Origin of the sequence: Achromobacter sp. ACRQX (assembly GCF_022346505.1) — a bacterium.
GTDB classification, from domain to species: domain Bacteria; phylum Pseudomonadota; class Gammaproteobacteria; order Burkholderiales; family Burkholderiaceae_B; genus Achromobacter; species Achromobacter animicus.
Genome location: NZ_JAKRML010000018.1, coordinates 48544 through 71935 on the forward strand (window position 1 = coordinate 48544; position 23392 = coordinate 71935).

At 64.1% G+C, this 23392-nt stretch carries 19 protein-coding genes; 7 read left to right on the plus strand and 12 right to left on the minus strand.

Annotated elements, in window-relative coordinates:
* The first annotated feature begins 135 nt into the window (after positions 1-135).
* The gene (locus tag MHZ91_RS16985) at positions 136-804 is read left to right on the plus strand and encodes an NTP transferase domain-containing protein (protein ID WP_239214720.1); all 669 of its coding nucleotides are present in this window, start codon (positions 136-138) and stop codon (positions 802-804) included.
* Here the strand turns inward: MHZ91_RS16985 and MHZ91_RS16990 are convergent.
* From MHZ91_RS16990 to MHZ91_RS17005, 4 genes are read right to left on the minus strand one after another with little or no spacing between them, the layout of a single operon-like run.
* Complete coding sequence (locus tag MHZ91_RS16990) at positions 801-1976, minus strand: hybrid sensor histidine kinase/response regulator (RefSeq protein WP_239214723.1); 1176 nt, start codon at positions 1974-1976, stop codon at positions 801-803. The genes MHZ91_RS16985 and MHZ91_RS16990 overlap by 4 nt on opposite strands.
* A 20-nt stretch (positions 1977-1996) precedes the next feature.
* The gene (locus MHZ91_RS16995) at positions 1997-2584 is read right to left on the minus strand and encodes a chemotaxis protein CheB (protein ID WP_239214725.1); all 588 of its coding nucleotides are present in this window, start codon (positions 2582-2584) and stop codon (positions 1997-1999) included.
* A gap of 23 nt (positions 2585-2607) precedes the next feature.
* Complete coding sequence (locus tag MHZ91_RS17000; protein WP_239214727.1) at positions 2608-3447, minus strand: protein-glutamate O-methyltransferase CheR; 840 nt, start codon at positions 3445-3447, stop codon at positions 2608-2610.
* Between the two features lie 33 nt (positions 3448-3480).
* Positions 3481-6912 carry a response regulator gene (locus MHZ91_RS17005; RefSeq protein WP_175137604.1) on the minus strand — a complete coding sequence of 1144 codons (3432 nt, stop codon included), beginning with the start codon at positions 6910-6912 and terminating at the stop codon, positions 3481-3483.
* A gap of 317 nt (positions 6913-7229) precedes the next feature.
* Between MHZ91_RS17005 and MHZ91_RS17010 the strand changes: the two genes are divergently transcribed.
* Positions 7230-7688: a response regulator gene (locus tag MHZ91_RS17010; protein ID WP_239214730.1), complete on the plus strand. Its 459-nt coding sequence runs from the start codon at positions 7230-7232 to the stop codon at positions 7686-7688.
* A 60-nt stretch (positions 7689-7748) separates the two neighbouring features.
* On the opposite strand, the gene MHZ91_RS17015 is transcribed toward MHZ91_RS17010, so the two are convergent.
* Positions 7749-8267: a nucleotidyltransferase family protein gene (locus MHZ91_RS17015; RefSeq protein ID WP_239214731.1), complete on the minus strand. Its 519-nt coding sequence runs from the start codon at positions 8265-8267 to the stop codon at positions 7749-7751.
* Between the two features lie 347 nt (positions 8268-8614).
* On the opposite strand from MHZ91_RS17015, the gene MHZ91_RS17020 reads away from it, so the two are divergent.
* Genes MHZ91_RS17020 through MHZ91_RS17030 form a run of 3 tightly spaced genes read left to right on the plus strand, consistent with a single transcriptional unit; the run spans position 8615 to position 12504 of the window.
* A complete protein-coding gene (locus MHZ91_RS17020; RefSeq protein WP_239214732.1) occupies positions 8615-11392 on the plus strand; it encodes a T6SS effector BTH_I2691 family protein in 2778 nt (925 codons plus the stop codon).
* A complete protein-coding gene (locus MHZ91_RS17025) occupies positions 11389-11619 on the plus strand; it encodes a hypothetical protein (RefSeq protein ID WP_239214733.1) in 231 nt (76 codons plus the stop codon). The genes MHZ91_RS17020 and MHZ91_RS17025 overlap by 4 nt, the downstream gene beginning before the upstream one ends.
* 9 nt (positions 11620-11628) lie before the next feature.
* Positions 11629-12504 (plus strand): hypothetical protein, encoded by an 876-nt coding sequence (locus MHZ91_RS17030; protein ID WP_239214734.1) that lies wholly within the window; start codon positions 11629-11631, stop codon positions 12502-12504.
* A 2-nt stretch (positions 12505-12506) separates the two neighbouring features.
* Here MHZ91_RS17030 and MHZ91_RS17035 read toward each other — a convergent pair whose 3' ends face one another.
* The 7 genes from MHZ91_RS17035 to MHZ91_RS17065 form a co-directional block, all read right to left on the minus strand.
* Entirely contained in the window at positions 12507-13286 is a 780-nt protein-coding gene (locus tag MHZ91_RS17035; RefSeq protein ID WP_175137600.1) for a 1,6-dihydroxycyclohexa-2,4-diene-1-carboxylate dehydrogenase, read from the minus strand.
* A gap of 12 nt (positions 13287-13298) precedes the next feature.
* On the minus strand, positions 13299-14597 hold the full coding sequence (locus MHZ91_RS17040) for an MFS transporter (RefSeq protein WP_175137774.1): 1299 nt from the start codon (positions 14595-14597) through the stop codon (positions 13299-13301).
* A 135-nt stretch (positions 14598-14732) separates the two neighbouring features.
* Positions 14733-15668: a catechol 1,2-dioxygenase gene (gene catA / locus MHZ91_RS17045; protein WP_175137599.1), complete on the minus strand. Its 936-nt coding sequence runs from the start codon at positions 15666-15668 to the stop codon at positions 14733-14735.
* 75 nt (positions 15669-15743) lie between these two features.
* On the minus strand, positions 15744-16889 hold the full coding sequence (locus tag MHZ91_RS17050; RefSeq protein ID WP_239214735.1) for a muconate/chloromuconate family cycloisomerase: 1146 nt from the start codon (positions 16887-16889) through the stop codon (positions 15744-15746).
* Between the two features lie 234 nt (positions 16890-17123).
* Entirely contained in the window at positions 17124-18758 is a 1635-nt protein-coding gene (locus MHZ91_RS17055) for a Na+/H+ antiporter (protein WP_370647830.1), read from the minus strand.
* A gap of 74 nt (positions 18759-18832) precedes the next feature.
* Positions 18833-19795 carry a tripartite tricarboxylate transporter substrate binding protein gene (locus tag MHZ91_RS17060; protein ID WP_175122674.1) on the minus strand — a complete coding sequence of 321 codons (963 nt, stop codon included), beginning with the start codon at positions 19793-19795 and terminating at the stop codon, positions 18833-18835.
* A gap of 82 nt (positions 19796-19877) precedes the next feature.
* The gene (locus MHZ91_RS17065) at positions 19878-21020 is read right to left on the minus strand and encodes a mandelate racemase/muconate lactonizing enzyme family protein (RefSeq protein ID WP_239214736.1); all 1143 of its coding nucleotides are present in this window, start codon (positions 21018-21020) and stop codon (positions 19878-19880) included.
* Between the two features lie 207 nt (positions 21021-21227).
* On the opposite strand from MHZ91_RS17065, the gene MHZ91_RS17070 reads away from it, so the two are divergent.
* Positions 21228-22229 (plus strand): LacI family DNA-binding transcriptional regulator, encoded by a 1002-nt coding sequence (locus tag MHZ91_RS17070; protein ID WP_239214738.1) that lies wholly within the window; start codon positions 21228-21230, stop codon positions 22227-22229.
* Between the two features lie 132 nt (positions 22230-22361).
* A complete protein-coding gene (locus MHZ91_RS17075; protein WP_239214740.1) occupies positions 22362-23276 on the plus strand; it encodes a LytTR family transcriptional regulator DNA-binding domain-containing protein in 915 nt (304 codons plus the stop codon).
* The last annotated feature ends 116 nt before the right edge of the window (positions 23277-23392 follow it).

Here is a 23392-nt window from a genome sequence, read left to right on the forward strand (position 1 = left end):
TGGCGGCACCGTCAACGGCACACCGGGTGCCGCGCTGCGTCTCGCGTGAAAACGGGGTGAATTTCCCGATAAGATCGTCGTCAATCGATGATAGCGACGGGAACCGCCCGGCCGCCACGCCCGTTTGACAAGAAAATGTTCGATCTCGAAACCAATCCGGACAGCGCCGCGCGCATCCGCTGCGTGGGCATCCTGCTAGCTGCCGGACACGGCCGGCGCTTTGCCAGCGCGGCCGCGGGCCAGGACAAGCTGCTCGCGCCCCTTGCAGACGGCACACCTGTAGTCATGGCGGCCGCGTCGTCCCTGCTGGCCGTGGCGGCCAGCGTCGTGGCGGTCGTCCGCGCGGGCAACGACCGCGTCGCGGCACTCCTGGCGCAAGCCGGATGCGAGGTGGTCACGATCGGCCCTTACGCCGATGGCACGAACGGTGGCATGGGCGACAGTCTGGCCGCCGCCGCTCGGCACGTCATGCGCACCGCAAGCCCGGACGTGCAATCCTGCCTTGTCGCGCTTGGCGACATGCCCTGGATCCGCGCGGATACCTTCCTGCGCGTTGCAGAAGCGGCAAAGGAGCATCCCATCGTCGCGCCGGCATGGCAGGGCCAGCGCGGCCACCCGGTCGCGTTTCAGCGATCGATCTGGCCAGCGCTTGCGGCGCTGGCGGGAGATGTGGGCGCACGTTCCGTATTGGCCCGTCATGGTGTGACCGAGCTGGCGGTCGATGATGCGGGCGTATGCGCCGATGTGGATACACCGGATGACCTGTCCACCGCTGACTGCGGTGGACAGTCTGCGCCGCCTTAGGCGGGCGTCGCGTCGCCGCGCGGCCGCGCGATCACCGCCGCGCCTGCCGACGCCGCCCGCCGCGGCAGGGCCACGCGGAAACTCGTCACGTCGTCACGCGAGTCCGCGCTGATGCAGCCGCCATGCGACACCACGATCTGCTGCGCAATGAAAAGGCCCAAACCCAGTCCGTGGTGACCGCCGGGCCGCCGCGCGCCGCTTCGGAATGGGTTGAAGAGATGGGGCAGCAGCTCCGGCGGAATGGTGCCGCCATTGGAAACGGTGACGACAACCTCGTTGGCGTCCTCGCCATTGACCTCGACCCGCACCGGTGCGGTCTTGCTGCCATGGTGCAAAGCGTTGCCCACCAGGTTGGCGATCACCTGCGAAATGCGCTGGCCGTCCCACGCGCCGGCCGCGTCGCCACGGCTGTGCGACGCCACCTGGCGATCGGGAAAGCCCGTACGCACCTCGTCCAGCGTGCGCTCGACCAGCGCCCCCATGTTCAGTTCCGAGGGCGCCAGCGTCAGCCCGCCCGCCTGGCGAATGCGCGTCACATCCAGCAGGTCTTCGATCAGGCACGACATGCGCTCACTGCTTTGCAGCATGCGCCGCGCCAGGCTCGACACACGTTCATCGTCGCCCTGGCGCTGCAGCACGGTGGCGCCCATGATGATGGCCTGCAAGGGCGTGCGCAGATCGTGGCTCAGCACGGCCATGAACATTTCGTTGACCCGCAGCGCTTCGGTGCGCTCTTCGAGTTGCTGCGCCAGTGCACGCTTGCGCTCGTGCAATTCGAAGAACACGTTGGCCTTCGTGCGCAGCATGTACGGGTCGACGGGCTTGTACAGAAAGTCCACCGCGCCGCTCTCGTAGCCGCGAAACTGCCAGTTCTGTTCGCGCGAGCCCGCGGTGATGAAGATCAGCGGAATGTGGCGCGTGCGCTCGCTGCCGCGGATCAGCTCGGCCAGTTCAAAGCCGTTCATGTCGGGCATCTGCACGTCCAGCAGGGCCAGTGCAACGTCGCCGTGGCGCAGCAGCAGTTCCAGCGCCTGCGGGCCGGACTGGGCCTTCAGCACCTCGACACGGTCGCTGGCCAGCAGCGCCTCGAGCGCAATCAGATTCTCCGGAACGTCGTCGACCAGCAGGCACTTGATGCGGTCGTCGCGGGATGGGGCTGATGTCGGGATCATGGTGTCAATGCGTTTGGGTTTCAGGGCAGCCGCCTTGTGGGCAACTGCGCGATCACGGCGGCAATCTCGTCGGGCGTCAGCGCCCTTGCCGCCGGAACCAGCGTCAGGGCGGCGTCGGGCATCGTAGGTACCGCTGCCGACGCCGGCGCCTGCACCAGCGCGTGGCCGCCGGCGGCATGGATGGCGGCCAGGCCTTCGGCCCCATCCTCATTCGCGCCGGACAGCAGCACGCCAAGCAGCCGCTCGCCATAGCAATCGGCGGCGGACTGGAACAGCACATCGATGGACGGCCGTGAAAAATGCACCGGCGGGTCGATCGACAGCGCCAGGCGCGGCCCCCGGTCCACCAGCAGGTGGTAGCCGGGCGGCCCGAAATACACGTGCCCAGGTTGTATCGGTTGCTGGTCCTGCGCTTCCTGCACGGGCAAGGCGCAGCGATAGCTGAAGATGTCGCTCAACAGGCTTCGGCGGTCGGACGGCAGATGCAGGACCACGATCACGCTCGCCTGAAGGCCTGCGGGTAGCGCCGGCAGCAGAACGCTGAGGGCGTCGATAGCGCCCGACGAGCCGCCGATGACGATTGCGTCCCAGGCGTCCGAAGCGTCCACGGACAGATCCGGCCCGCGCGTGGTCACAGCTCGGCCCTTTTACGGTAGATGCGGTCGGCCATCACGAATTCGTCAAAGCCGTCGGCCTGCGCCGTGAATCGCACCGACTCCTTGGACCCCAGGCCCAGGAATCCGCGATGAACCAGTGCATCGTGAAACAGGCCCAGCGCCCGGTCCTGCAGATCGCGCTCGAAGTAGATGAGCACGTTGCGGCACGACACCAGATGCACTTCTGCAAACACACTGTCGGTCGACAGGCTGTGATCGGAGAACACCATGTGCTCGCGCAGCGTCTTGTCGAACACCACGCGGCCGTACCGCGCGGTGTAGTAGTGCGACAGCGAGTTGCGCCCGCCAGCCTGCGCATGGTTGGCCGTGAACGCCGCTGCGCGCTCCAGGTCGAACACGCCCTGCTCGGCCGCGCGCAGTGCGTGCGGATTGATGTCGGTGGCGTAGATCAGCGCGCGGTCCAGCAGCCCTTCCTCGTGCAGCAGGATCGCCAGCGAATAGACTTCCTCGCCCGTGCTGCACCCGGCCACCCACACCTTGATCGAGGGATAGGTGCGCAGGATCGGCACCACCTCGTTGCGCAGCGCCAGGAAATAGCTGGGGTCACGGAACATGTCGCTGACCTGCACCGTCAGGTACTGCAACAAGCCGGTGAACACGGCGGGCTCGTGCAACACGCGGTCCTGAAGCTGCGACAGCGTCTTGCAGTCGAACTCGCCCAGCGCGGTGCGCAGGCGGCGTTTCAGCGAGGCCTGCGCATACTCCCGGAAGTCGTAGTGGTAGCGGTGATAGATCGCATCGAGCAGCAATCGCTGCTCGATGTCTTCGATGTTCGCCTTGTTTTGATTAGGCATGGGCGTGATCGCTGTGTCGTGGCCGGGTCGGGCTTACTTGCGCATCCAGACGCGCACCAGCGACAGCAGGCGCTCGACGTCCAGCGGCTTGGCGATGTAGTCGTTGGCGCCGGCGGCCAGGCATTTTTCCTGGTCGTCTTTCATGGCCTTGGCCGTCAGGGCAATGATGGGCAGACGGCGCCACTCGGGCCGCGCGCGGATCTCGCGCATGGCCGTATAGCCGTCCATCTCCGGCATCATGATGTCCATCAGCACCAGGTCCACCGCACGGTGGCCGTTGACGCCGGCGCGGCCCAGCGCATCCAGCGCCTCGCGACCGTTACGCGCGATCTCGACGTGCAGGCCGGTGGGTTCCAGGATGCTGGACAGCGCAAACACGTTGCGCACGTCGTCTTCCACCACCAGCACCGTGCGGCCTTCCAGCGTCGTGTCGCGGCTGCGCGCCAGCTCCAGCATCTGGCGCTGCTGCGGCGGCAACTCGGCTTCCACCTGGTGCAGGAACAGCGTCACTTCGTCCAGCAGGCGCTCGGGCGAACGCGCGTCCTTGATGATGATCGACTTGGAGAAGCGGCGCAGCTGCTGCTCTTCGTCGCGCGACAGCGCGCGGCCGGTGTACACGATCACGGGCGGGAACGACACGCTTTCCTGCTCTGCCATTTCGCGCAGGAGTTCGTAGCCGCTCATGTCGGGCAGATTCAGGTCCATCACCACGCAGTCATAGGTGGTGTCGCGCAGCAGCGCCAGCGCGTCGCCGGCATTGGCCGCCAGCACGATCTCGACGTCGTCGCGCGCCAGCAGTTCGCGCACGCTGTCGCGTTGGCGGTCATCGTCCTCGACGACCAGCACGCGCCGCACGTTCTGCGTGAACTTGGCTTCCAGGCGGTGCAGCGCGTGAACCAGTTCCTCGCGCTTGACCGGCTTGAGCGCATAACCCACCGCCCCCCGCACCAGCGCCTCTTGCGCGTAATCGGCCACCGACACGATGTGCACCGGAATGTGGCGGGTGTTCGGATTGCGCTTGAGCTGATCCAGCACGCCCAGACCGGAAAAGTCGGGCAGGTTGACGTCCAGCACGATGGCATCGGGGCGCCGCTGCGACGCCAGCGCCAGGCCTTCCGTCGCGGTGTGCGCGGCCAGGCAGCCAAATCCCATCTCGTGCGCCAGATCGGCGAGGATGCCCGCAAAGCGTTCGTCGTCCTCGATGACGAGGATGGTTCGGGCAAAGGTCTCGCCCGGCTCCTGCTCAATTGGCTCGGCTGACTGGGCCAGCGCCGCCGGTTGGGCAGGCTCGGTGCGCGCGGCGGGCGGGGCCGCGATGGCGCCAGCCGGGCCTGCCAGCGTGGTAGGCGCCTCCGCGCCCTCGCGCGGCGCCGGGGCGGTCGACACGACCAGCATGTTCATCGGCAGCAGCAGCGTGAACACGCTGCCCTGCCCCGGTGTGCTGACCAGCGACAGCGAGCCGCCCAGCAGCTTGGCCAGATCCCGCGAAATCGACAGACCCAGCCCCGTGCCGCCATGCTTGCGGTGCGTGCTGCCATCGGCTTGGCGGAAGGCCTCGAAAATCAGTTCGTGCTGGTCGGGAGCCACGCCAATACCGGTGTCGTGCACCGCAAACGACAGCATCCGGCCCGGCGCCCGCGTGACGCGCAGCGCGACGAACCCCTGCTCGGTGAACTTGATGGCGTTGGACAGCAGGTTCTTGAGCACCTGGCCCAGCCGCTGCGGATCGGTCCGCAGGGTGTCCGGCACGTCGCGCGCAATGTCCAGCTCCAGCGCCAGGCCCTTTTCCTGGGCCAGCGGCCGCAGCGGTTCCAGCAGCCGCTGCAGCGCCGGGGTGACGGCGACGTCTTCGATCTCGACCGTCGCCTGGCCCGCCTCGATCTTGGCCAAGTCCAGGATGTCGTTGATCAACGCCAGCAGATCGCGACCGGCAGCGTGGATGGTATGCGCGTACTTGACCTGCTCGGCCGACAGGTTGCCCGTCTTGTTGTCGGACAGCAGCTTGGCCAGGATCAGCGTCGAATTGAGCGGCGTGCGCAGCTCGTGGCTCATGTTGGCCAGGAACTCGCTCTTGTATTGGCTGGCCTGCGTCAAGAGACGGGCCTTGTCGGTCAGCGCGCTCTGCACCCGCAGCAACTGCTCGGTCTGCGATTCCAGATTCAGGTTGGTCTGCTCCAGCTCGGTCTGCTGCAGTTCCATGCGCGCCTGCGATTCCTGCAGGATGCGGCTCTGCTGCTCCAGTTCCTCGTTGCTGACACGCAGTTCTTCCTGCTGGGTCTGCAGCTCTTCGGACTGGCGCTGCGTTTCCGCCAGCAGCGATTCCAGCCGCGACCGATCCATGCCGGCCCGGATAGCCGACGCCAGCATTTCCGACGCGCCTTCCAGCAGGCTGCGTTCGCCCTCGCTGACCGGATGGTTGAAACCCAGCTCGATCACGGCGTACACGCGCTCGTATTGCATGGCGGGTGCGATCACCAGTTCGACCGGATTCGAGCGGCCCGTGGCGGACGAGACTTCGAGGTGGCCGGCGGGCACGTTGCGCACGTGCAGCAGCTTGCGCGACACGGCCGCCTGACCGACCAGGCCCTGCGCCGTGGAAATCTTCTGGGGCAGTCTTTCCGGCGGCACCGCATAGCCGCCGAACAGCTCGAGGTCGTCACCGTTGACCACATAACCCGCGCCGACGCTGGCGTTCAGGTATTCGGCCAGATAGTCCAGGGCGCGCCGGCCGATCTCGTCCAGCCGCTGGTCGCCCCGCAGCCGCATGCTCAGGCCCGACAGGCCCGTTGTCACCCAGGCCTGGCGCGCCTTGACGCGATACTCGCGGATGGTCATGAGCGCCGAGGCAAAGATCAGGACCAGCAGCACCAGGGCGCCGCCCCAGGAATAGTAGGTGGAAATCGTGGCCGCATCGCTCCAGGCGTCGCGCTCCTGCTCGACCCGGCGCATCTGTGACGTATAGAGGTCGCCGACAAGATCGCGCAGCCGGTCCATCGCCTCCTTGCCCGAATCGGTCCGCACCACCGCCAGCGCGCCTTCGACGTCGCCCGCTCGGCGCATCTCGACGGTGTTGTTCAACTCGGTAAGCTTTTGCTTCGTGATGCCCGCGATGTCATTGGCAATCCGGCGCTGCGTGGCGTCCTGTTGCGAGAACTCCTGCACGACGGCCAGGCGCTGCTCGATGAGCGGCACGGAGCGCACATACGGTTCCAGGTAGGCCGGGTCGCCCGTCAGCAGGTAACCCCTTTGGCCGATCTCGGCGTCTTTCAGGGCCGAATTGAACAGGCTGAGCTGACGCAGCGACTCGGTCGCGCGGTCCATCGACTGGACGGCACGCGCGCGGGTGTCCGCCGAGCGTACGTTGACGAAGGCGATGACCAGCGTGGCCAGTGCGGCCAGGATGAAACCGGCCATCAAAGTGCGGGGAAAGGCCAGGCGACTGGCCGGCTGCGGCGATTTCAGCATGAGATCGATTTACCAATTCAGGGAAAGCGCGCGGATTGCGCTAGGGCAGAGTGCGAAGAATTATAGGGACGGAGAAGCCCGCAGACTCTTGCGCACTGGCGAACTATACAGGTATGTGCGCAGGTGGGTTGCGTATGGATACAACTACTACACCAACGCGGCCCTGCCATGCCCTAGGATTCGGCTTCCCGATCTGCCGGCCGCCTTTTCGCGCGCCTGCCGCCTTGGCTGGCACGCCCTCGGCCCACCCCGCCTGAACCCGGGGACAGCCGGCCGCGCAGACAACCGAATTCCTGCCCCCCGTGGCACCGAAAAAAATGACGAAGATTCTTTTGGTGGACGACCAACCCACGTTGGTCGCCCTGATGAGCGAGTTCCTGACCAGCGAAGGCTATGACGTCACGACGCATACCGACGGCCTGACCGCGCTGCAGCAGATGATCGCCCTGCGCCCCGACCTGGTCATCACCGATCTGTCCATGCCCGGCATGGACGGCGCCGCCCTCCTGACCGCCATGCGGGACAACGCCTATCTGCATGAAACGCCGGTGCTGGTGCTGAGCGGCCGGCCGGAACACGAGATCCTGGAAGCGTGCGCGGGCCGCGCCGTGTTGATGCGCAAACCGGCCAGCCCGGAGGAAGTACTGAAGGCCGTTCGCCGCCTGACCCAGAAATCCCAGCCGCAGCCGCGCCATCGTTCGAACACTGGCGCAATGCCGGCGTCGCTCAGCCGCTTGGGCGGCGCGGGCCAGGAATGCCTGGCTCACGCAGCGTAGCGTTCTCCGAAGCGGCGTGTCGAACAATCCAGCCTCACGCCACGGCCGATTTGTGCATCCTTACGCGTAGCGCAGGAAAGGCCACCGCAGATGCCATTGCTTCGCTTGCCAACGCTCGTCCAGTATTGACCGCTTTTCAGTCTTGAAGCGCGGCGTCATCCGAATCACTCCCGCAAACAGATCATCCAGGCCGTATGGCGCCAGGACCTGGATACGCCCGTCGCGGTCAAGGCGAACTGCCACGGCCGTTGCAGTTTCCGGCCACTGCGTCAGCGCGTCGATTGTCGAAAGGTAGGGACGGTCGTGATTGCGGCGGTGCATATGCGCCTGGTTCTTTACGGACCACGGATAACCCGGCGCAATACTTCCCAGTCGCCTTTCAAGCTGACTATCATCAGCGTAGCTTTCGGCACCGTCGCCAAACCATACGACGTCAATGTCGTTTAGCGGTGTCGGCGACGCAAACCCGGCCAACGAATCCCACACCAGATTGCGCACGAACCCGGCGCCGATCCAGCAATCGGTCAAATCAAGATCACGCACTGCCTCCAGCGCACACATGCGCGCAGCGTCTGCCATCACCATCGACTCTAGAACTCGTCGCCTTGTCATGCGCGTGGATGTTACTCCGGGGTGACAGACTGAATGCCACGCAGAAAGCGGGCAAAGACCGGGCTGCATCCATACATCGAACGAGCCAAAGCCGGCATTATCCCGCGTCTGATCGGACAAGTGCCATCGATGGCAGCCCCCAAACCTTTGAACAATCAGATCGTTCACCCCGAAGAATAGTTTTTGTCTGATATCCAGCGGCAGGGACGTGTGGAGTAATGGAGGCGCATTTCATGCGCGTCCGTCGCTGTTCCTGTTCGCGATGGACGCGTTCCTATTGGCGGCCTTGAAACAGCGCGCAGAGGAATCCATCCATGTCAAAGTCAACGGCCGGCGGCGCGACGTCGGCGCCGGCCTGCTGCCCACGCATCCCAATCCTTCCGATCCGATATGCGATTGTTCCGAATGCGGATGGGGCACCGCTATATCGGTATGCCGAGTCCGGCTTCAAGCTGGAGGCAAGCTTCCAGCGGCTGCAGCTTTCCTCCTATACCTTGCGCGCGCTTCGCCCGGGATACGTCTACGTGTTCATGAAAGGCCCCAAGGGCGAATCGCTCGTCATCCATGAACACGATGGTGAGGGCCATTATCAGGAGCTGACATACACGGGTCTGGAGGACTACGACAAGAAGAACAAGTACAAAACAGGCGCGCGCATGGGATGGGTGTGGGCAGACACCAGCCCCGACACCGCCAAGGAGGTATGGATCGGCTACAGCACACATCTGTGGACCAATGCCATGACGGCCCGAATTACCAAGAATCCTGAAGCGCGCCAGCTTCACATGCGCGCTTTGGATATGGTGGAACTGACCTCCGGCGTCAAATCACCCTCTGGCCAGGCCCACTTACTTCCGGCCAACGCCCTGACTGAATGGGTGGAAGACTTCAAGCCCCTAGAGCAGCGCCTGCCGCTGAAATGGAGTTGTCATGCGAGCGAAGATGAACTGTCGGTCGCCACATTTATCGCCCAAGGCAGCCATTACCGTTTCACGCAGCCGCGCGTACCTGCGGTGGTCGCACTCAATGACGCCGAGGCGATCAGCCTCGATTTGGGTTTGATCGCCGCAGCGTACCAGCATCAGATTACGGATTTGAAACGCAGGCCTGATCAGCGTGCTGAAGGTGCAAGTCCCCATCACTTGCCCGACTGTCTAAGCTTGGACGTCGACCAAATCCACTTGGCAAGTTCAGAGTTTCATCACAAGAACCTGACCGCATTCTTGCTGACCGAGTCCCTGAAGTCCATGTTCCGCGCTTCTGGACAAGACGCCGCGAAGATCGCATCAGCAAGACACGAGTGGCATCGAAATCAGCGCACCAATCGACCCATACCGTCGCTAGAACAAATCGAATACGAAGTTCTGACGGACGAGAGAATTTCCCCGTCCGGTGCGCGGCTGGCCAAAACAATCGACACCGCGTTGTACTTCGACTTCCTGAGGCAACGAAAAGAGGCTGATGCGCAGTTAGAGGTGATGATGCATGAATTGAACAAGGCGTGTGCGGATCATGACTGTTGGCTATCGACGGCGGAATCCATAAATATGTCGGACCCTAGGAGTTTGGCGGCCGCCTTTAGCGCCTTCGATCGGGACAACCGTCAATCTGCGGCAGCGTTAGAACTGTCCATTACGTTGATGATGCAGAGCATGACGCAATCGCTCTCTATCAGCGACGATGGAGACGCCAGGTACGAACGGCTAGAAAAATGGTGTGATGACCCAGGAAGCCCCCTCTATGTATCTCTGGCCGCATACAACCCTTTTCAAGAAAAGGCAGATGCAGTTGGAACCATACTTGGAGCCGCAGACTCCATCATCTCCGAACTTGCCCTTAAATTTCCAGCGATCAAGGGCGTTACCGATCTGACCGCCCAAACGGTTACCACGGTCGTGCTTAAGCGGCTCAAGGGGAAAACCCGTTGGGATGCGAGCCGCAACCTTCGCGAACAAGTTCACGCGGCAGCGCGGGAGGCCAATATGGAAAAGATTTTGGGACTATTGGCTGGTCGCTACGATACAACTAAAACAACAACCGCAGGAAGTCTCGTTTCCCAGGACGTAGATGATTTCCTGAAAAAGGGGATGGAGGAAGTCAACCGTACAAGCCGTATCAAAGTTGAGGGTAACAGGACCGTAGTGATTGAGCGCACTCAGACGGTCACAGCAAAGCCCACGCTTAGATCTTTAAGCGCCACAGCCACGGGAGCTGGCTTTAACATTGGCATGGTCTACTTCAATATTATCAATCTTGGGTATGCACTAAAAACGTTGGAAAGAGAGTACTCACATGAGAACGCCACCAATTTTGCGTCAGCAATATTAGGGGTGATAGGTTCGCTGAGTGTAGCAGTGCTGGGAACTCGAACCACATACATCGCATTAATGGCACGAATGGGCTACCGGATTCCCGGACTTGGGTTTTCCATCGCACTAAATAATTTCATATCGTCGAAGTTGTACGGCAGGCTTATCGTGGGTCCGGGCATATTTCTGGGTTTAATCACCGACATACAGAAAGGCCACCAGCTTAAAAAAGGAGGCAACCAGATAGCCGCAAACTACACCTACGCCGGAGGAATATCCGTAGCGATGGGCACCGGTGCGATCGCGAAAAGTAGTGCGATTGCCTCTGCGATCTATGCTGCGACTTCAACCGCGGGAGCATCTGCGCCGGTTCCAGTTCTTGGCTGGATTGCAGCGGCAGTCATTCTCACGGGCACAGCCCTCATCGTCGGCGGCATGTGGCTCCATTCTCGTGCCGCCGCACAAGCCTTCTCTCCGATGGAGCTTTGGGCTGCACGGTGCCAGTTTGGAAACCTAAAAAATGATGGTAAAGAGCGATCGGGGATTCCGCTTGATGGAGACCGCAGGCTCCCAAGATATAAAGAATTGATATCGGAAACTAAGGATTGGTATCAAGCATCGTTCGCTCCAATCCTGCTTGACTCCGATCAAGCCGAGTCGATCGGTTTGGAAGGCATGGAAAGCGAGTGGCGTGATAGGTGGTTTGCTGAAGATGAGGTCGTTTCGTTGTGCTTCTACCCGGCTTTATCCAGGGACAGAGCACGTGGAAAGGTGCGCTTGTGAGTAACACCCATGGCGAAAAAAATGGGCCGACGTCAAGTATTGGAAGACCTAAGATTACGGTACACAGCCAAAAGCCAGAGTGCATCGAGACTGCTGCCGGTTTGGTATTGCGTCACCATGTAAAAGGTGAAAAGTTCGACGGCATGTTCATGACCGTCGATTACAAACCCAACCAGGGGCTGGATGAAACGGCGGTCGTCGGCGCCTCGTTCAGTTTGAGCGATTGAGCACTAATTATGGCAACAGATTGGATTTGGACGTGCAAGGATGGTGCTGGTGTTCAGCCAGCAATTGGCGACCAGCTTGTCAGTATCGATAACGCCTATTTACGTATACGAAACCCATGGACTGTGGAATCTGCATCGTCGGGAAAGCAGTATGCTGCGGGATTAGTCGCGACACTTATTGGGCTCACAACCTATTTAACTGCCGCGCTCATTGGGCAAGCAATGTTCGATTATGTGTTAATTCTGTGTATTTTCCTGATTGCGCTTTTCTTCTTTTTGATGCTCACGATCAGCGTTAGCTTTATTAAAAAAAGATCGGACATAATATTTTCCAGACTCGATAAGCGCGTCAGCTACAGCGATCGTGGGAGGGTGATATCCGGCGCATGGACCTCTGCCATTGGAGGCATGGTGTCGAAATCGGAATTCACGGGAGCAGGAGTGATAGTGACGCATTCGCTAATAATTAAAATGCCGGTTGAATCAATTAAGCCCGAGATGAAAGGGAAAAGACTGGAATCACTATTTGTATCCACCGAAAGCAACCAACCGATCGACCCGCGCGTGTTGTATGTCGCTCAAGTATGGGAGTTCATCCGATTATTCATGGATGAAGGACCCAACAAATTACCCAAACCCGCAGAATCCAACTGGTGGCTTGCTCCCGACCACCGTATTTATCTGACACCCGCCGAAGCCTGGCGCCGATACGTACCTTGGCGCAATGGCCAACCGAATGAAGCGCAAGGAAAAAACAACTGGCTATTGCCTCTGTGGCTGTTGCTCTTTCCTTACAACATGTTCTGCGCGCTGTGCTGGTATGCGGCTTGTCGAGTACTGAAGGTCCAAGCCGCACAGCCCCCCATACCGACGGCGAGGGCATGACCTCACCCCACGTGCCCCCCAGCCACATACATCACCTGCCCCGTGATGTACGACGCCTCCGGCGCCGCCATGAAGCAGATTGCTGACGCGACCTCTTCCATGCTGCCCATGCGATGCATGGGCGTGCCGGCCAGGCAGTCCGTGTACATCTCGCCCTGCCAGATGCGGTCCTGATCCGAGGGGGCTTCGGTGTTGCGCGGAATGGCGCGCACGCCGTTGTCCAGGGCGCCCGGCGCCACGCAATTGACGCGCACGCCGGATTCGGCCAGTTCGAGCGCCATGCAGACGGTGGCCGCGTGAACGCCGCCCTTGGATGCCGAATACGGCACGCGGTAGATGCCGCGCGTGGCGTTTGAGCCGACGTTGACGATGGCGCCCCGGCCTTGCTTTTTCATTACCGGGATCACCTCCCGGCACGACCACAGCGTCGGCCAGAGCGAACGGGTGACCTCCCGCTGCATCTCGTCCGGCGTGTACTCCCAGAACGGTTTCATCCAGATCGTGCCGCCCACGTTGTGCACGGACACGTCGATTCGGCCGTGCGTGTCCAGCGTGTACTGCACCATCCGCTGTGCACCGGCGTGGGTTTCGAGGTCGGCGTCGATGAACGACGCCTGTCCGCCCTCCTCGCGGATCTCGCGGGCCACGGCCTCGCCCAGTTCGGCGGCGCGGTCGACCAGCACGACCGCAGCGCCTTCGGCAGCCAGGCGTTTGGCGGTGGCGCGTCCGACGCCCTGGGCCGCGCCGGTGACCAGCGCGATCTGATTTTCAAAGCGATTCATGCAAGCTCCCGGTCAATGTGCGCGCGACAGCTCGCCCGGCACGGGTTGCGACGACTTGTTGTCCACAGCCAGCACGGCGAGCAGCGCCCCCGCCAGCGGAACCGCCAGCACCATGAAGAAACCCGACGGGCCGAACCAGCCGAGGAAGCTGCCGCCGATGGCCGAGCCGATGATGGCGCCGGCGCGGCCCACGCCGATGGACCAGCCCGTCGCCGTGGCGCGCAGTGCGGTCGGATACGCGCCGATGACCAGGTAGTTCAGCGCCAGCTGCTGGCCGCCGATGCCCAGGCCCGCCGCGCCGATCAGGATGAACACGAGCGTCCAGTCCGTTCCCGCGTAGCCCAGCCCCAGCGACACCGCGATGCCCAGCGCGAACATGGCGATCAGCAGCGTGCGGGTCGACACGCGCGGCATCAGGTACGACAGCGGGAAGGCGCACACGATGAACACGAGATTCACGGTGAACGTGCCCATCGGCGCCTGGTCGGCCGGCAGACCCGCGGCCTTCAGTACCGTAGGCAGCCACGACAGCAGCATGAACCACGCCACCCAGTTCAGCAGATACACGGACCAGATCGCCAGCGTCTTGCGGGCATAACCGTCGGTGAACAGCGCCTTGACGCTGGCGCGGATGGTCGCGTCTTCCGGCACCGTGAACCGCACGCCGGCCGGCAGCGGCTGGCGCGAGATCTTCGCGAGGATGCGGGCGACATACCCCTGGCCCGCCGCGTCGCCGCGCATCGCCTTGAATTGCAGGGACTCGGGCAGCAGCACCATCAGCGCCGCCAACAGCAACAGCGGCGCGACGCCGCCCACGATGAAGATGCCTTGCCATCCGATCACGGGCAGCATGCGCGCGGCCAACAGGCCTCCCAGCATGGCGCCCGCGGGCAGACCCAGCAACACGCCGGTGATCACCACGCCGCGATGGCGCGCCGGCGCGTATTCCGCCGCCAGCGCCAGCACGATGGGCGTGCAGCCGCCCATGCCCAGCCCGGCGATGAACCGGAGCGCCAGAATCTGCCACGTCTCCGTGGCGGCGGCCGTCAACAGCGTCGCCAGCCCGAAGACGGCCACACCGATCAGCGCGGCGGGACGGCGGCCGATACGGTCGCCCACCAGGCCCAACGTCATGGCGCCCACCGTCATGCCGACGATGCCGGCGGTCAGGATCGGCGCCAGTTCGCCGGCCTGCAGCTTGAATGCCGTCAGGATCGCGGGCCCGGTGAACGCCATTGCCTGCGTGTCGAAGCCATCAAACAAAGCGATCAGAAAGCACAGGATCAGGACGCGCCATTGAAAGGCGCCCATCCGTTCCTGATCGATCAGGCTCGGAATGGAGATTGTTGAGGCCATGAGAGTCTCCCCGGGCTCGCGCGGAGCCCGTTATCGGTATGGGTATGAGTGTCGGATGGCGGCATCGCGCGGCGGCGATGCCTGCCGGGTTCAGGCCTGGGCGGAGGCGCGCAGGCGATTGACGATCTGGTTGTCCTTGCCTTGCAGCAGGCCCGTCAGCACGACGTCGAATTCGATTTCCTTGTACGCGTCGGCTTTCAGGCCCAGTTCGGCGCCGCCCGTCTTGTCGGTCACCGGCGGGATCAGCGCTTCGCGGGTGGCGTAAGCGAAATCGTCCCAGATGAGGGGATCGCCCTCGATGTTGAATTGCGTCGTCAGCTTGCGGTGCTGGTCGGCGCTGACAAAAAGGTGCACGTGCGCCGGGCGGTTGCCGTGGCGGCCCAGCGCGTCCAGCAGCTGCTGGGTGGCGCCCTGCGGCGGACAGCCGTAGCCGACGGGCATCAGCGTGCGGAACTCATACTTGCCATCCGAGTCGGTACGCACAGCGCCGCGCAGGTTGAAGTCGGTTTGTGCGCCCGTCGGGTCGAAGTGCGAATAGAAACCCTTGGAGTTCGCGTGCCAGCACTCCACCACCGCATTGGCCAGCGGCGCGCCGTTGGTATCGCGCACGACGCCGCGGATCACCAAGGGGCCGGCGTCCGCATCCGGATCCAGATCGATGCGGGCAACGCCGTCCTGCACGGGCGCGCCTGCGACATACAGCGGGCCTTCGATGGTGCGAGGCGTACCGCCGTCCAGGCCGGCCAGCTTGTCCTCGTGGTCCATGCGCACGTCCAGGAATTTCTCCAGGCCCAGCCCGGCGGCCAGCAGCGCGGCCTCGCCGTCGCGGCCCAGCTGATTCAGGTAGTTGACGCCGGCCCACACCTCGTCGGGCGTGATGTCCAGGTCGTCGATGGCCTTGAAAAGATCGCTCAACAGGCGGTTCAGGATCTGCTTGAAGCGCGGGTTGCCCTCGCTGCCTGCAATGTTGGTCGCGGCCTTCAGCAGGTCTTGCACTTCCGGGGTGTTGAATACGTCGAGGCTCATGTCTGTCTCCAGGGTTTGTCTATTGGTATGGGTCGGGAAATGCGGCGTTGCATGCCGCCGCATCGCCAGGTTTTCTCAATGGCTTTTGTTCGTGACCTTGACCAGCCCGTCGCGCGTGAAGCGCTTGACGCGAGCGTCGTCCAGCTCGATGCCGAGCCCCGGTCCGGCAGGCACGGTCAATTCGAAGTCGCTGTAGTCCAGCGGCTGCGCAAGGATTTCCTCGGTGATCAGCAAGGGGCCGAACAGCTCCGTGCCCCATTGCAGATGTGCAAAGCTGGCAAACAGGTGGGCCGACGCGACCGTGCTGACCGCAGCTTCCAGCATCGTGCCGCCGTAGAGTTCGATGCCCGCCGCGTCCGCGATCGCCGCCACGCGCTGCGCCGCAAAAAGGCCGCCGTTCTGCTCGATCTTGATGGCGAAGACATCCGCACCGTGCTGACGCGCGATCTCGAACGCGGTGTCCGGGCCTTGCAATACCTCGTCGGCCATCAACGCCACCGGGAACCGGCGCATCAACCGCGCCAGCGCCGCAGCGCTGGCCACGGGCTGCTCCACCAGCTCGCAACCGGCCTCTGCCAATGCGGGAATCGCCCACGCCGCCTGCGTTTCACTCCACGCCATGTTTACGTCGACGCGCACCCCGCCGCGGTCGCCCACCGCGCGCTTGATGGCGGCCACGTGGGCGATATCGACCTTCGGATCACGGGCGCCGATTTTCAGCTTGAATATGCGGTGGCGGCGCTCTTGCAGCATCTGCTCGGCCTCGGCGATGTCCCGATCCGTGTCGCCCGACGCCAGCGTCCACGCCACGGGCACGCGATCCCGGCGCCGGCCGCCCAGCAGTTCGCTGACCGGCACGCCCAGGCGCTTGCCGTGCGCATCCAGCAGCGCGGTTTCCAGCGCGCTCTTGGCAAAGTGGTTCACCTTGACCAGCTTGCCTACGTGCGCCATCAGTGCCTGCACGCGGGTGGCGTCCTGGCCGATCATGGCGGGCGCGAAATACGCATCGATCGACAGCTTCATGGCCTCGGGGCTTTCCGGACCGTAAGCCATGCCGGCGATGGTGGTGCCCTCGCCAATGCCCACCACGCCGTCGCTGCAATACACCTTCACCAGCATCAGCGTCTGGCCATACATCGTGGCCACCGACAGCTTGTGCGGACGGATGGTGGGAAGGTCGACGAGACAGGTTTCGATGCGTTCGATGGTGGCTGCAGACATGGACGGCGTTGGATAAGGGATGGTCACGAGGCGTTTATAGAACCCGGCGACTTTTCGCGTCCAATACTTTGGGAATCCGAATTGATACCTTTAAGGCATAAATAATCCACGAATTCACTGGGGGCTGCCCGGAATTCTCAATACTTCAAGGGTCTGACCGATCTGAAGCGGGTCGACATATCGTCACGCGGATCATGTGCGACCAATCCGTACCCCGTGGGCGCGCACACGCGGCTACCGCAGATGCGCTTCGTGCAGATCCAGCAGCCGCCCCTGCTCGCGCGCCAACGAATCCGAGATGCGGTGCGTGCGAGCCAGATGAAAAACCGCCTCGCGGGAAGCGGCAATGGCTTCCAGCCTCAGTTCGCGCTCGATGGCGATCTGCCTGCCCAGGCGTTCCGTATCGGCCACGTCCGCCGCCTCGCCGGACTGCCGCCGCAACGCGCCGCTCAGGTTCTCCGCCACCTCCAGATACAGCGCGGCGTTTTCCGGATTTTCCACGCCCCGGCGCCTTGCGCCGGCCGCAACGCTGTCGAGCGCCGCGCGCAGCATGGCGTCCTGCGCCAGCGATGCCTCGCGCTCGGTGCGGCTGTTCGGCGCAAAGTGCAACCCGCGCATCAAGGGGGGCAAGGCCACGCTGGCCAGCAATAGCGAAAACACGATGACCATGGCCGCCAGCGACACCGCCAGATCGCGCGCCGGAAACGGCGCGCCGCTGTCCAGCGCAAAGGGAAGCGTCATCACCCCGGCCAGCGTCACCGCGCCGCGCACGCCCGCCACGGAGACGGCCAGGATCACGCGCGCGCCGACCTCGCGCGGCTCGGCGCCACGGCGGCGGGCCGCCATCGCGCTCAGCTTCAGCGACACGGTCACCCACAGCAGCCGGCACAGCACCAGGCCCAGGCAGACGGCCAGTCCATAGACGGGCAACCACCATAGGGATTGGCCGCCTGCCTCTTTCGCGGCGCTTGCCAGGCCGGCGAAGATCGTGGGGAACTGCTCGCCCAGCAACACGAAGATCATGCCGTTCAGCGTGAACTGCACCGTGTTCCACACGGCCCTGCGCTCCATGCGAGTCGCCGCGAGCGCGCGGCCCGACAGTTCGGAATAGCTCATCATGACGCCGGCGGATACCGCGGCCAGGATGCCCGAGGCGTTGGCGTGCTCGGCCACGAAATAGACGAAGAAAGGCGTCAGCAGGCTGAGCAGCACCTCGGACCCCGGCTCTTCGCCCACCCGGCGCGTGTAGATGGTCCGCAATTGCATGATCAGCCACGTCAGCCCGGCCCCGATCGACAGGCCGGCAATGGCAACCCAGAAGAACGACATCGTGGCCTGCGCCAGCGAGAACGTGCCGGTCGCCGCCGCCGCAACGGCAAAGCGAAACGCCACCAGGCCACTGGCGTCATTGAACAGCGCCTCGCCTTCCAGGATGGCCATCATGCGGCGCGGGATGTGGACGCGCCGGGAAATCGCTTCGACCGCCACCGGATCCGTCGGCGACACGATGGCCGCGATGGCGAACGCCACGGGCAACGGGACGTCGGGAATCATCCAGTGGATCAGGTATCCCACGCCGATCACCGTCAGGATCACCAGACCGAACGCGAGCTGGATGATGGAAGAGGATTCGCGCAGGACCGCCAGCTTCGATATGCGCCATCCGTCCAGGAAAAGCAGAGGCGGCAGGAACAACAGGAAGAAGATCTCGGGTTCGATCAGCACGCCACGCTGGAACACGGCCGCGATCACGAAACCCAGACCGATCTGCACGAAAGGTAGCGGAACGGCCAACGGCAACATCCGGACCAGCACGCCGCTGAACAGGACGGCGACCAGCATCGCCATGACTACGGTGAAAGTCCCCAATGCAAACCCCTGAACGTCGATCCGCGGGCAAATGCCCGCGGTGCGACGTTACCTTGGCTCCTGGGGGCGTGCAATCAATTCGCCGTGATCTTGCCCACTTCGATCACCTTCTTCCAGCGGGCAAATTCCTCGGCCTGGAACTTGGTGAATTCGGCCGGCGTGTTGCCGACGACTTCAAAGCCCAGCTCCAGCAGGCGCGGTTTGACCGACGGGTCGTTCAGCGCGTCGACAATGCCGGCGCGCAGCTTGTCACGGATGTCGGCGGGCATGCCCTTGGGACCTGCGAACGCCTGCCACGACGTCACCGTCACGCCCTTCAGGCCCAGCTCTTCCATCGTGGGCACGTCGGGCAGCAGCGGCGATCGCTTCGCGCTCGTCACCGCGATGGCGCGCAGTTTCCCGGACTGGATATGCGTGAGGCAGGTGTTGATGTTGCTGAAGCTGGCGTCGACCTGCCCGCCCAGCAGATCCACGATGGCCGGCGCGCCGCCCTTGTACGGCACGTGCGTGGCCTGCGTGCCGGTCTCCTGCCAGAAAAGTTCGGCCGTCAGGTGATCCGAGGTGCCGTTGCCGGCCGACGCGAACGTCATGCGGCCCGGGTTGGACTTCAGGTAGTCCAGCACGCCCTTCATGTCGCGAAGCTGCGAATTCGCGTTGACCACCAGCACGTTCGGCGCCTGCACGGCCACCGTGATGTATTCAAAATCCTTGAGTGCGTTGTAGCCCGGCTCCTTGACCAGATGCGGGCCGATCACGAAGGGACCCAGCGACGACACCAGCACCGTGTAGCCGTCGGGCGCGGCGCGCTTGGCCTGGCCCGCGCCCAGCGTGCCGCCCGCGCCCGGCTTGTTCTCGATCACGAAGGTGCCGCCGAACTTGTCCTGCAGCTTGGGCGCAACCGTCCGGGCGATCAGGTCGGTTGAACCGCCCGGCGGAAACGGCACGAGCATCGTGACGGGTTTGGCGGGCCAGTTCTGCGCCTGGGCCGACGCCGAGACGGCCAGGCCAAGCGCGAGCGTGGTGAACCATTTTTTCATGCGAGTCTCCTCTGGGTTGGCGTCTGTCGCGCCGTTGGTCGTGCATGGCGTCCCGCCGCAAGACGGCGGGACCGGAAAGGGTTCAGGCCCGCTTGCCGACTTCGACCGTGTCGCGCGTCCACGCGCGCGCCTGATCGCTGAGCGAGATGCCCAGGCCCGGCCGGGTCGGCACCAGCATGCGGCCGTCGCGGATCTCGAGCCGCTCGTTGAACAGCGGTTCCAGCCAGTCGAAATGCTCGACCCACGGTTCGGTCGGATACGCGGCGGCCAGGTGCACGTGCAGTTCCATCGCGAAGTGCGGCGCCAGCATCGCGCCGGCCTGTTCCGCCTGCGACAGGATTTTCAGGAACGGCGTGATGCCGCCCACGCGCGGGGCGTCGGGCTGCACGTAATCGGCGGCGCGGTGGCGGATCAGCTCGCTGTGTTCGGCCGCGCTGGTCAGCATTTCGCCGGTGGCGATCGGCGTGTCGAACTGCGCGGCAAGCGCTGCGTGGCCTTCGTGGTCGTAGGCGTCCAGCGGCTCTTCGATCCACACCAGGTTGAACTGTTCAAAGATGCGGCACATGCGCTGCGCGGTCGGGCGGTCCCACTGCTGATTGGCGTCGACCATCAGCGGCACGTCGTCGCCCAGATGCTTGCGCACGGCTTCGACGCGGCGGATGTCCAGCTGCCGGTCAGGCTGACCGACCTTCAGCTTGATGCCGCCAATGCCGCGTTCGCGCGACGCGCTGGCGTTGACCAGCAGTTGCTCCAGCGGCGTGTGCAGGAACCCGCCCGACGTGTTGTAGCAAGCAACCGAATCGCGATAGGCGCCCAGCAGCTTGGCCAGCGGCAGGTTGGCGCGCCGGGCCTTCAGGTCGTACAGCGCCACGTCGAAGGCGGCGATGGCCTGGGTCGACAGGCCGCTACGGCCCACGGACGCGCCGGCCCAGCACAGCTTGGTCCAAAGCCGGCCGATATCGCTGGGGTCTTCGCCGATCAGGACGGGTGCTATTTCCTTGGCGTGGGCAAACTGCCCGGGACCGCCGGCGCGCTTCGAATAGCTCAGGCCAATGCCCTCGTCGCCGTTTTCGGTCTGCACTTCGACAAACAGCATGGCGACTTCGGTCATGGGCTTCTGGCGGCCGGTCAGCACCTTGGCGTCGCTGATCGGGGTGGCCAGCGGCAGGTAGCACGACGAGATGCGCAACCAGGCGATACGGTCGGCGTTGGAAATGGCGGTCATGAGAATTCTCCGGGTGTCTGGAACGGTCCTGCGAGGACGACGGTGGCGCATGGACAACGTTGTCATTTGCGGCCAAATAAAAAGCGCCGATGTGCGGAGCCTGGCTGGCGGCAGGATTAAAACGTTGCAGCTGACGTTCATGATAACGTTGTCCAAAATTCGCGGCAAGCCAGCGCGCGATCCGTACAAACCCGCACTTCCCGTTCCATGAAACCCAAATCCATCACCCTGCATGACGTCGCCCGCGCGGCCGGCGTATCGCTCATCACCGCCTCGCGCGCGCTCGGCAATCCGGGCCGCGTGTCCGAGGCCACCATCGCACGCGTCCAGCAGGCCGTTACGGAAACGGGATACATCCCCAATTTGCTGGCGGGCGGCCTGAAGTCCCGGCGCAGCCGCACCGTGGCGGCGCTGGTGCCCATCATCTCGGTCCCGCAGTTCCTGCCCACCATCGAAGCCCTGACCGCCGAACTTGATCGCGAGGGCTACCAGCTCATCCTCGGGCAAATGGGCTATGACCGCGGCCGCGAAGAAGCGTTGCTCAACGCCATGGCGGGCCGGCGCGTCGACGGCGTGGTCGTTGCCGGCCTGTTGAGCGACATCCCCGCCGCGCACCGCCTGCGGGAGATCGGCATTCCGGTGGTCGAGACCTGGGACCTGACCGAACGCCCTCTCGACATGCTGGTCGGCTTTTCACATCGGCAGGTGGGCAGCGCCGTCGCCGAATTCTTCCTGTCCAAGGGATGGCGCAACGTGGGACTGGCCACCGGCGACGACCAGCGCGCTGCGGTGCGCCGCGCGGGCTTCCTGGAAACCTTGGGCCATGACGTGCCCACGGCGGTGGTTCCGGCGCCCAGCAACGTGGCGTCGGGCCGGCGCGCTGCGGCCGAACTGTTCGACAAATCGCCCGGCCTGCAGGCGATCTTCTGTAGCGCCGACGCGCTGGCCGAAGGCGTGCTGACCGAGGCGCGCGTGCGTGGCCTGCGCGTGCCGCAGGATCTGGCGGTCTGTGGCTTCGGCGGGGCCGACTTCGCCGCGCACCTGGCGCCGTCGCTGACCACCGTGCAGATCGACGGCGCGGACATCGGCGCCCAGGCCGCGCGCGTGCTGATGGCGCGATGCCGGGGCGAGACCCCGCCAGAACCTGTCATTGACGTGGGATTCCGGATCGTCGAGCGCGAATCGACGGGCGCCCGTGCGGCAACATAGCCAGACACCTAGCTGAACGCTGGTCGCCACGGGCGGTTGTCAGACCGCGCCGCCGGTAGGAAAATCCCGCCGAGCCGCGCGCGTCCGACAGCGCGCCCCCGAAGCGCCCTGCCGCCTCAGAAGGAACCGCCCGTGAAGGATGATGTTGGCCAATACCAGACTCACCCCGTCACCCTCCTCCAACCCAACCCGTCATCGGACTGGCTCTATCACTGCGCCATGAGCCTGCTCAAGCTGCCCACGGACGATGCGATCTCGGAGCAGCTTGCCTACATGGGCGAAACCTCGGACATCGACCGCGCCTGGATGATCGAGTACCGCCCCGACATGCTGCGGCTGCGCAATACCCACGAATGGTGCCGCGGCCAGACCGAACCCTTCGTCGCCGAACTGCAGGACGTGCCGACCACGCTGATCGCCTGGCTGCACCGGTTCATGGTCAAGGGGCAGGCGGTCGCCATCCACGACGTCAACGACCTGCCCCGCGCCGCACGCGCCATCCAGGCCGAATTCCAGCGCCAGGGCAACAAGAGCGTGCTCAGCGTGCCGGTGTGCCTTGACGGCAAGCTGCAAGGCATCATCGGTTTCGACACCACCGTCCGGCATCGGCACTGGACCGCCGGCGAGGTCGGCGCGCTGTACCAATGCGCCAACCTGATCGGCCAGGCCAAGTACGGCAGCGGCCGCCCGCGGGCGCCGCTGGGCAATCCCGCCGCATCAGTCGTCTACCTGAGCATGCGCGGCGTGGTCCGGGGCGTTCAGCCGGAAGCCATCGTCGGCGTGCGCTCGGCCGGCAACTACAGCGAGATCTGGCTGGACGACGGCTCGATGGTGCTGGACTCGCGCGCGCTCGGCGTCTGGTCGACCCTCCTGCCCGAGAAGACGTTCTTTCGCGTGCACCGCACCGCGATTGCAAACGCGTTGCATGTCATGGACGTGGACCGCAGAAGCGTTGACCGATGGCAGATCCGGATGCGAGCCCTGGACGACACGTGGCCGGTGTCGCGCTCGTACCGCAAGCCGCTGCGCGAACGCATGGGGATCTGAGCCGGGGCCGCCCGGCCAAGCCGGCCAATATGCCATTCATCACGCCGGGATGTTGTTTCGTCCTGACGCTGGTGGCTACGCACCGGGATTTTGGGATCATCGCGGCATGCGCAGGG

Excerpts from the sequence above, each read along its gene's own strand:
- MHZ91_RS17005 (WP_175137604.1), bottom strand. The coding sequence starts at position 6,912 with ATGCTGAAATCGCCGCAGCCGGCCAGTCGCCTGGCCTTTCCCCGCACT.
- MHZ91_RS16985 (WP_239214720.1), top strand. The coding sequence starts at position 136 with ATGTTCGATCTCGAAACCAATCCGGACAGCGCCGCGCGCATCCGCTGC.
- MHZ91_RS17010 (WP_239214730.1), top strand. The coding sequence starts at position 7,230 with ATGACGAAGATTCTTTTGGTGGACGACCAACCCACGTTGGTCGCCCTG.
- MHZ91_RS17015 (WP_239214731.1), bottom strand. The coding sequence starts at position 8,267 with ATGGCAGACGCTGCGCGCATGTGTGCGCTGGAGGCAGTGCGTGATCTT.
- MHZ91_RS17020 (WP_239214732.1), top strand. The coding sequence starts at position 8,615 with ATGTCAAAGTCAACGGCCGGCGGCGCGACGTCGGCGCCGGCCTGCTGC.
- MHZ91_RS17070 (WP_239214738.1), top strand. The coding sequence starts at position 21,228 with ATGAAACCCAAATCCATCACCCTGCATGACGTCGCCCGCGCGGCCGGC.
- MHZ91_RS17065 (WP_239214736.1), bottom strand. The coding sequence starts at position 21,020 with ATGACCGCCATTTCCAACGCCGACCGTATCGCCTGGTTGCGCATCTCG.
- MHZ91_RS17050 (WP_239214735.1), bottom strand. The coding sequence starts at position 16,889 with ATGTCTGCAGCCACCATCGAACGCATCGAAACCTGTCTCGTCGACCTT.
- MHZ91_RS17030 (WP_239214734.1), top strand. The coding sequence starts at position 11,629 with ATGGCAACAGATTGGATTTGGACGTGCAAGGATGGTGCTGGTGTTCAG.
- MHZ91_RS17040 (WP_175137774.1), bottom strand. The coding sequence starts at position 14,597 with ATGGGCGCCTTTCAATGGCGCGTCCTGATCCTGTGCTTTCTGATCGCT.
- MHZ91_RS16990 (WP_239214723.1), bottom strand. The coding sequence starts at position 1,976 with ATGATCCCGACATCAGCCCCATCCCGCGACGACCGCATCAAGTGCCTG.
- catA (WP_175137599.1), bottom strand. The coding sequence starts at position 15,668 with ATGAGCCTCGACGTATTCAACACCCCGGAAGTGCAAGACCTGCTGAAG.
- MHZ91_RS17000 (WP_239214727.1), bottom strand. The coding sequence starts at position 3,447 with ATGCCTAATCAAAACAAGGCGAACATCGAAGACATCGAGCAGCGATTG.
- MHZ91_RS17060 (WP_175122674.1), bottom strand. The coding sequence starts at position 19,795 with ATGAAAAAATGGTTCACCACGCTCGCGCTTGGCCTGGCCGTCTCGGCG.
- MHZ91_RS17035 (WP_175137600.1), bottom strand. The coding sequence starts at position 13,286 with ATGAATCGCTTTGAAAATCAGATCGCGCTGGTCACCGGCGCGGCCCAG.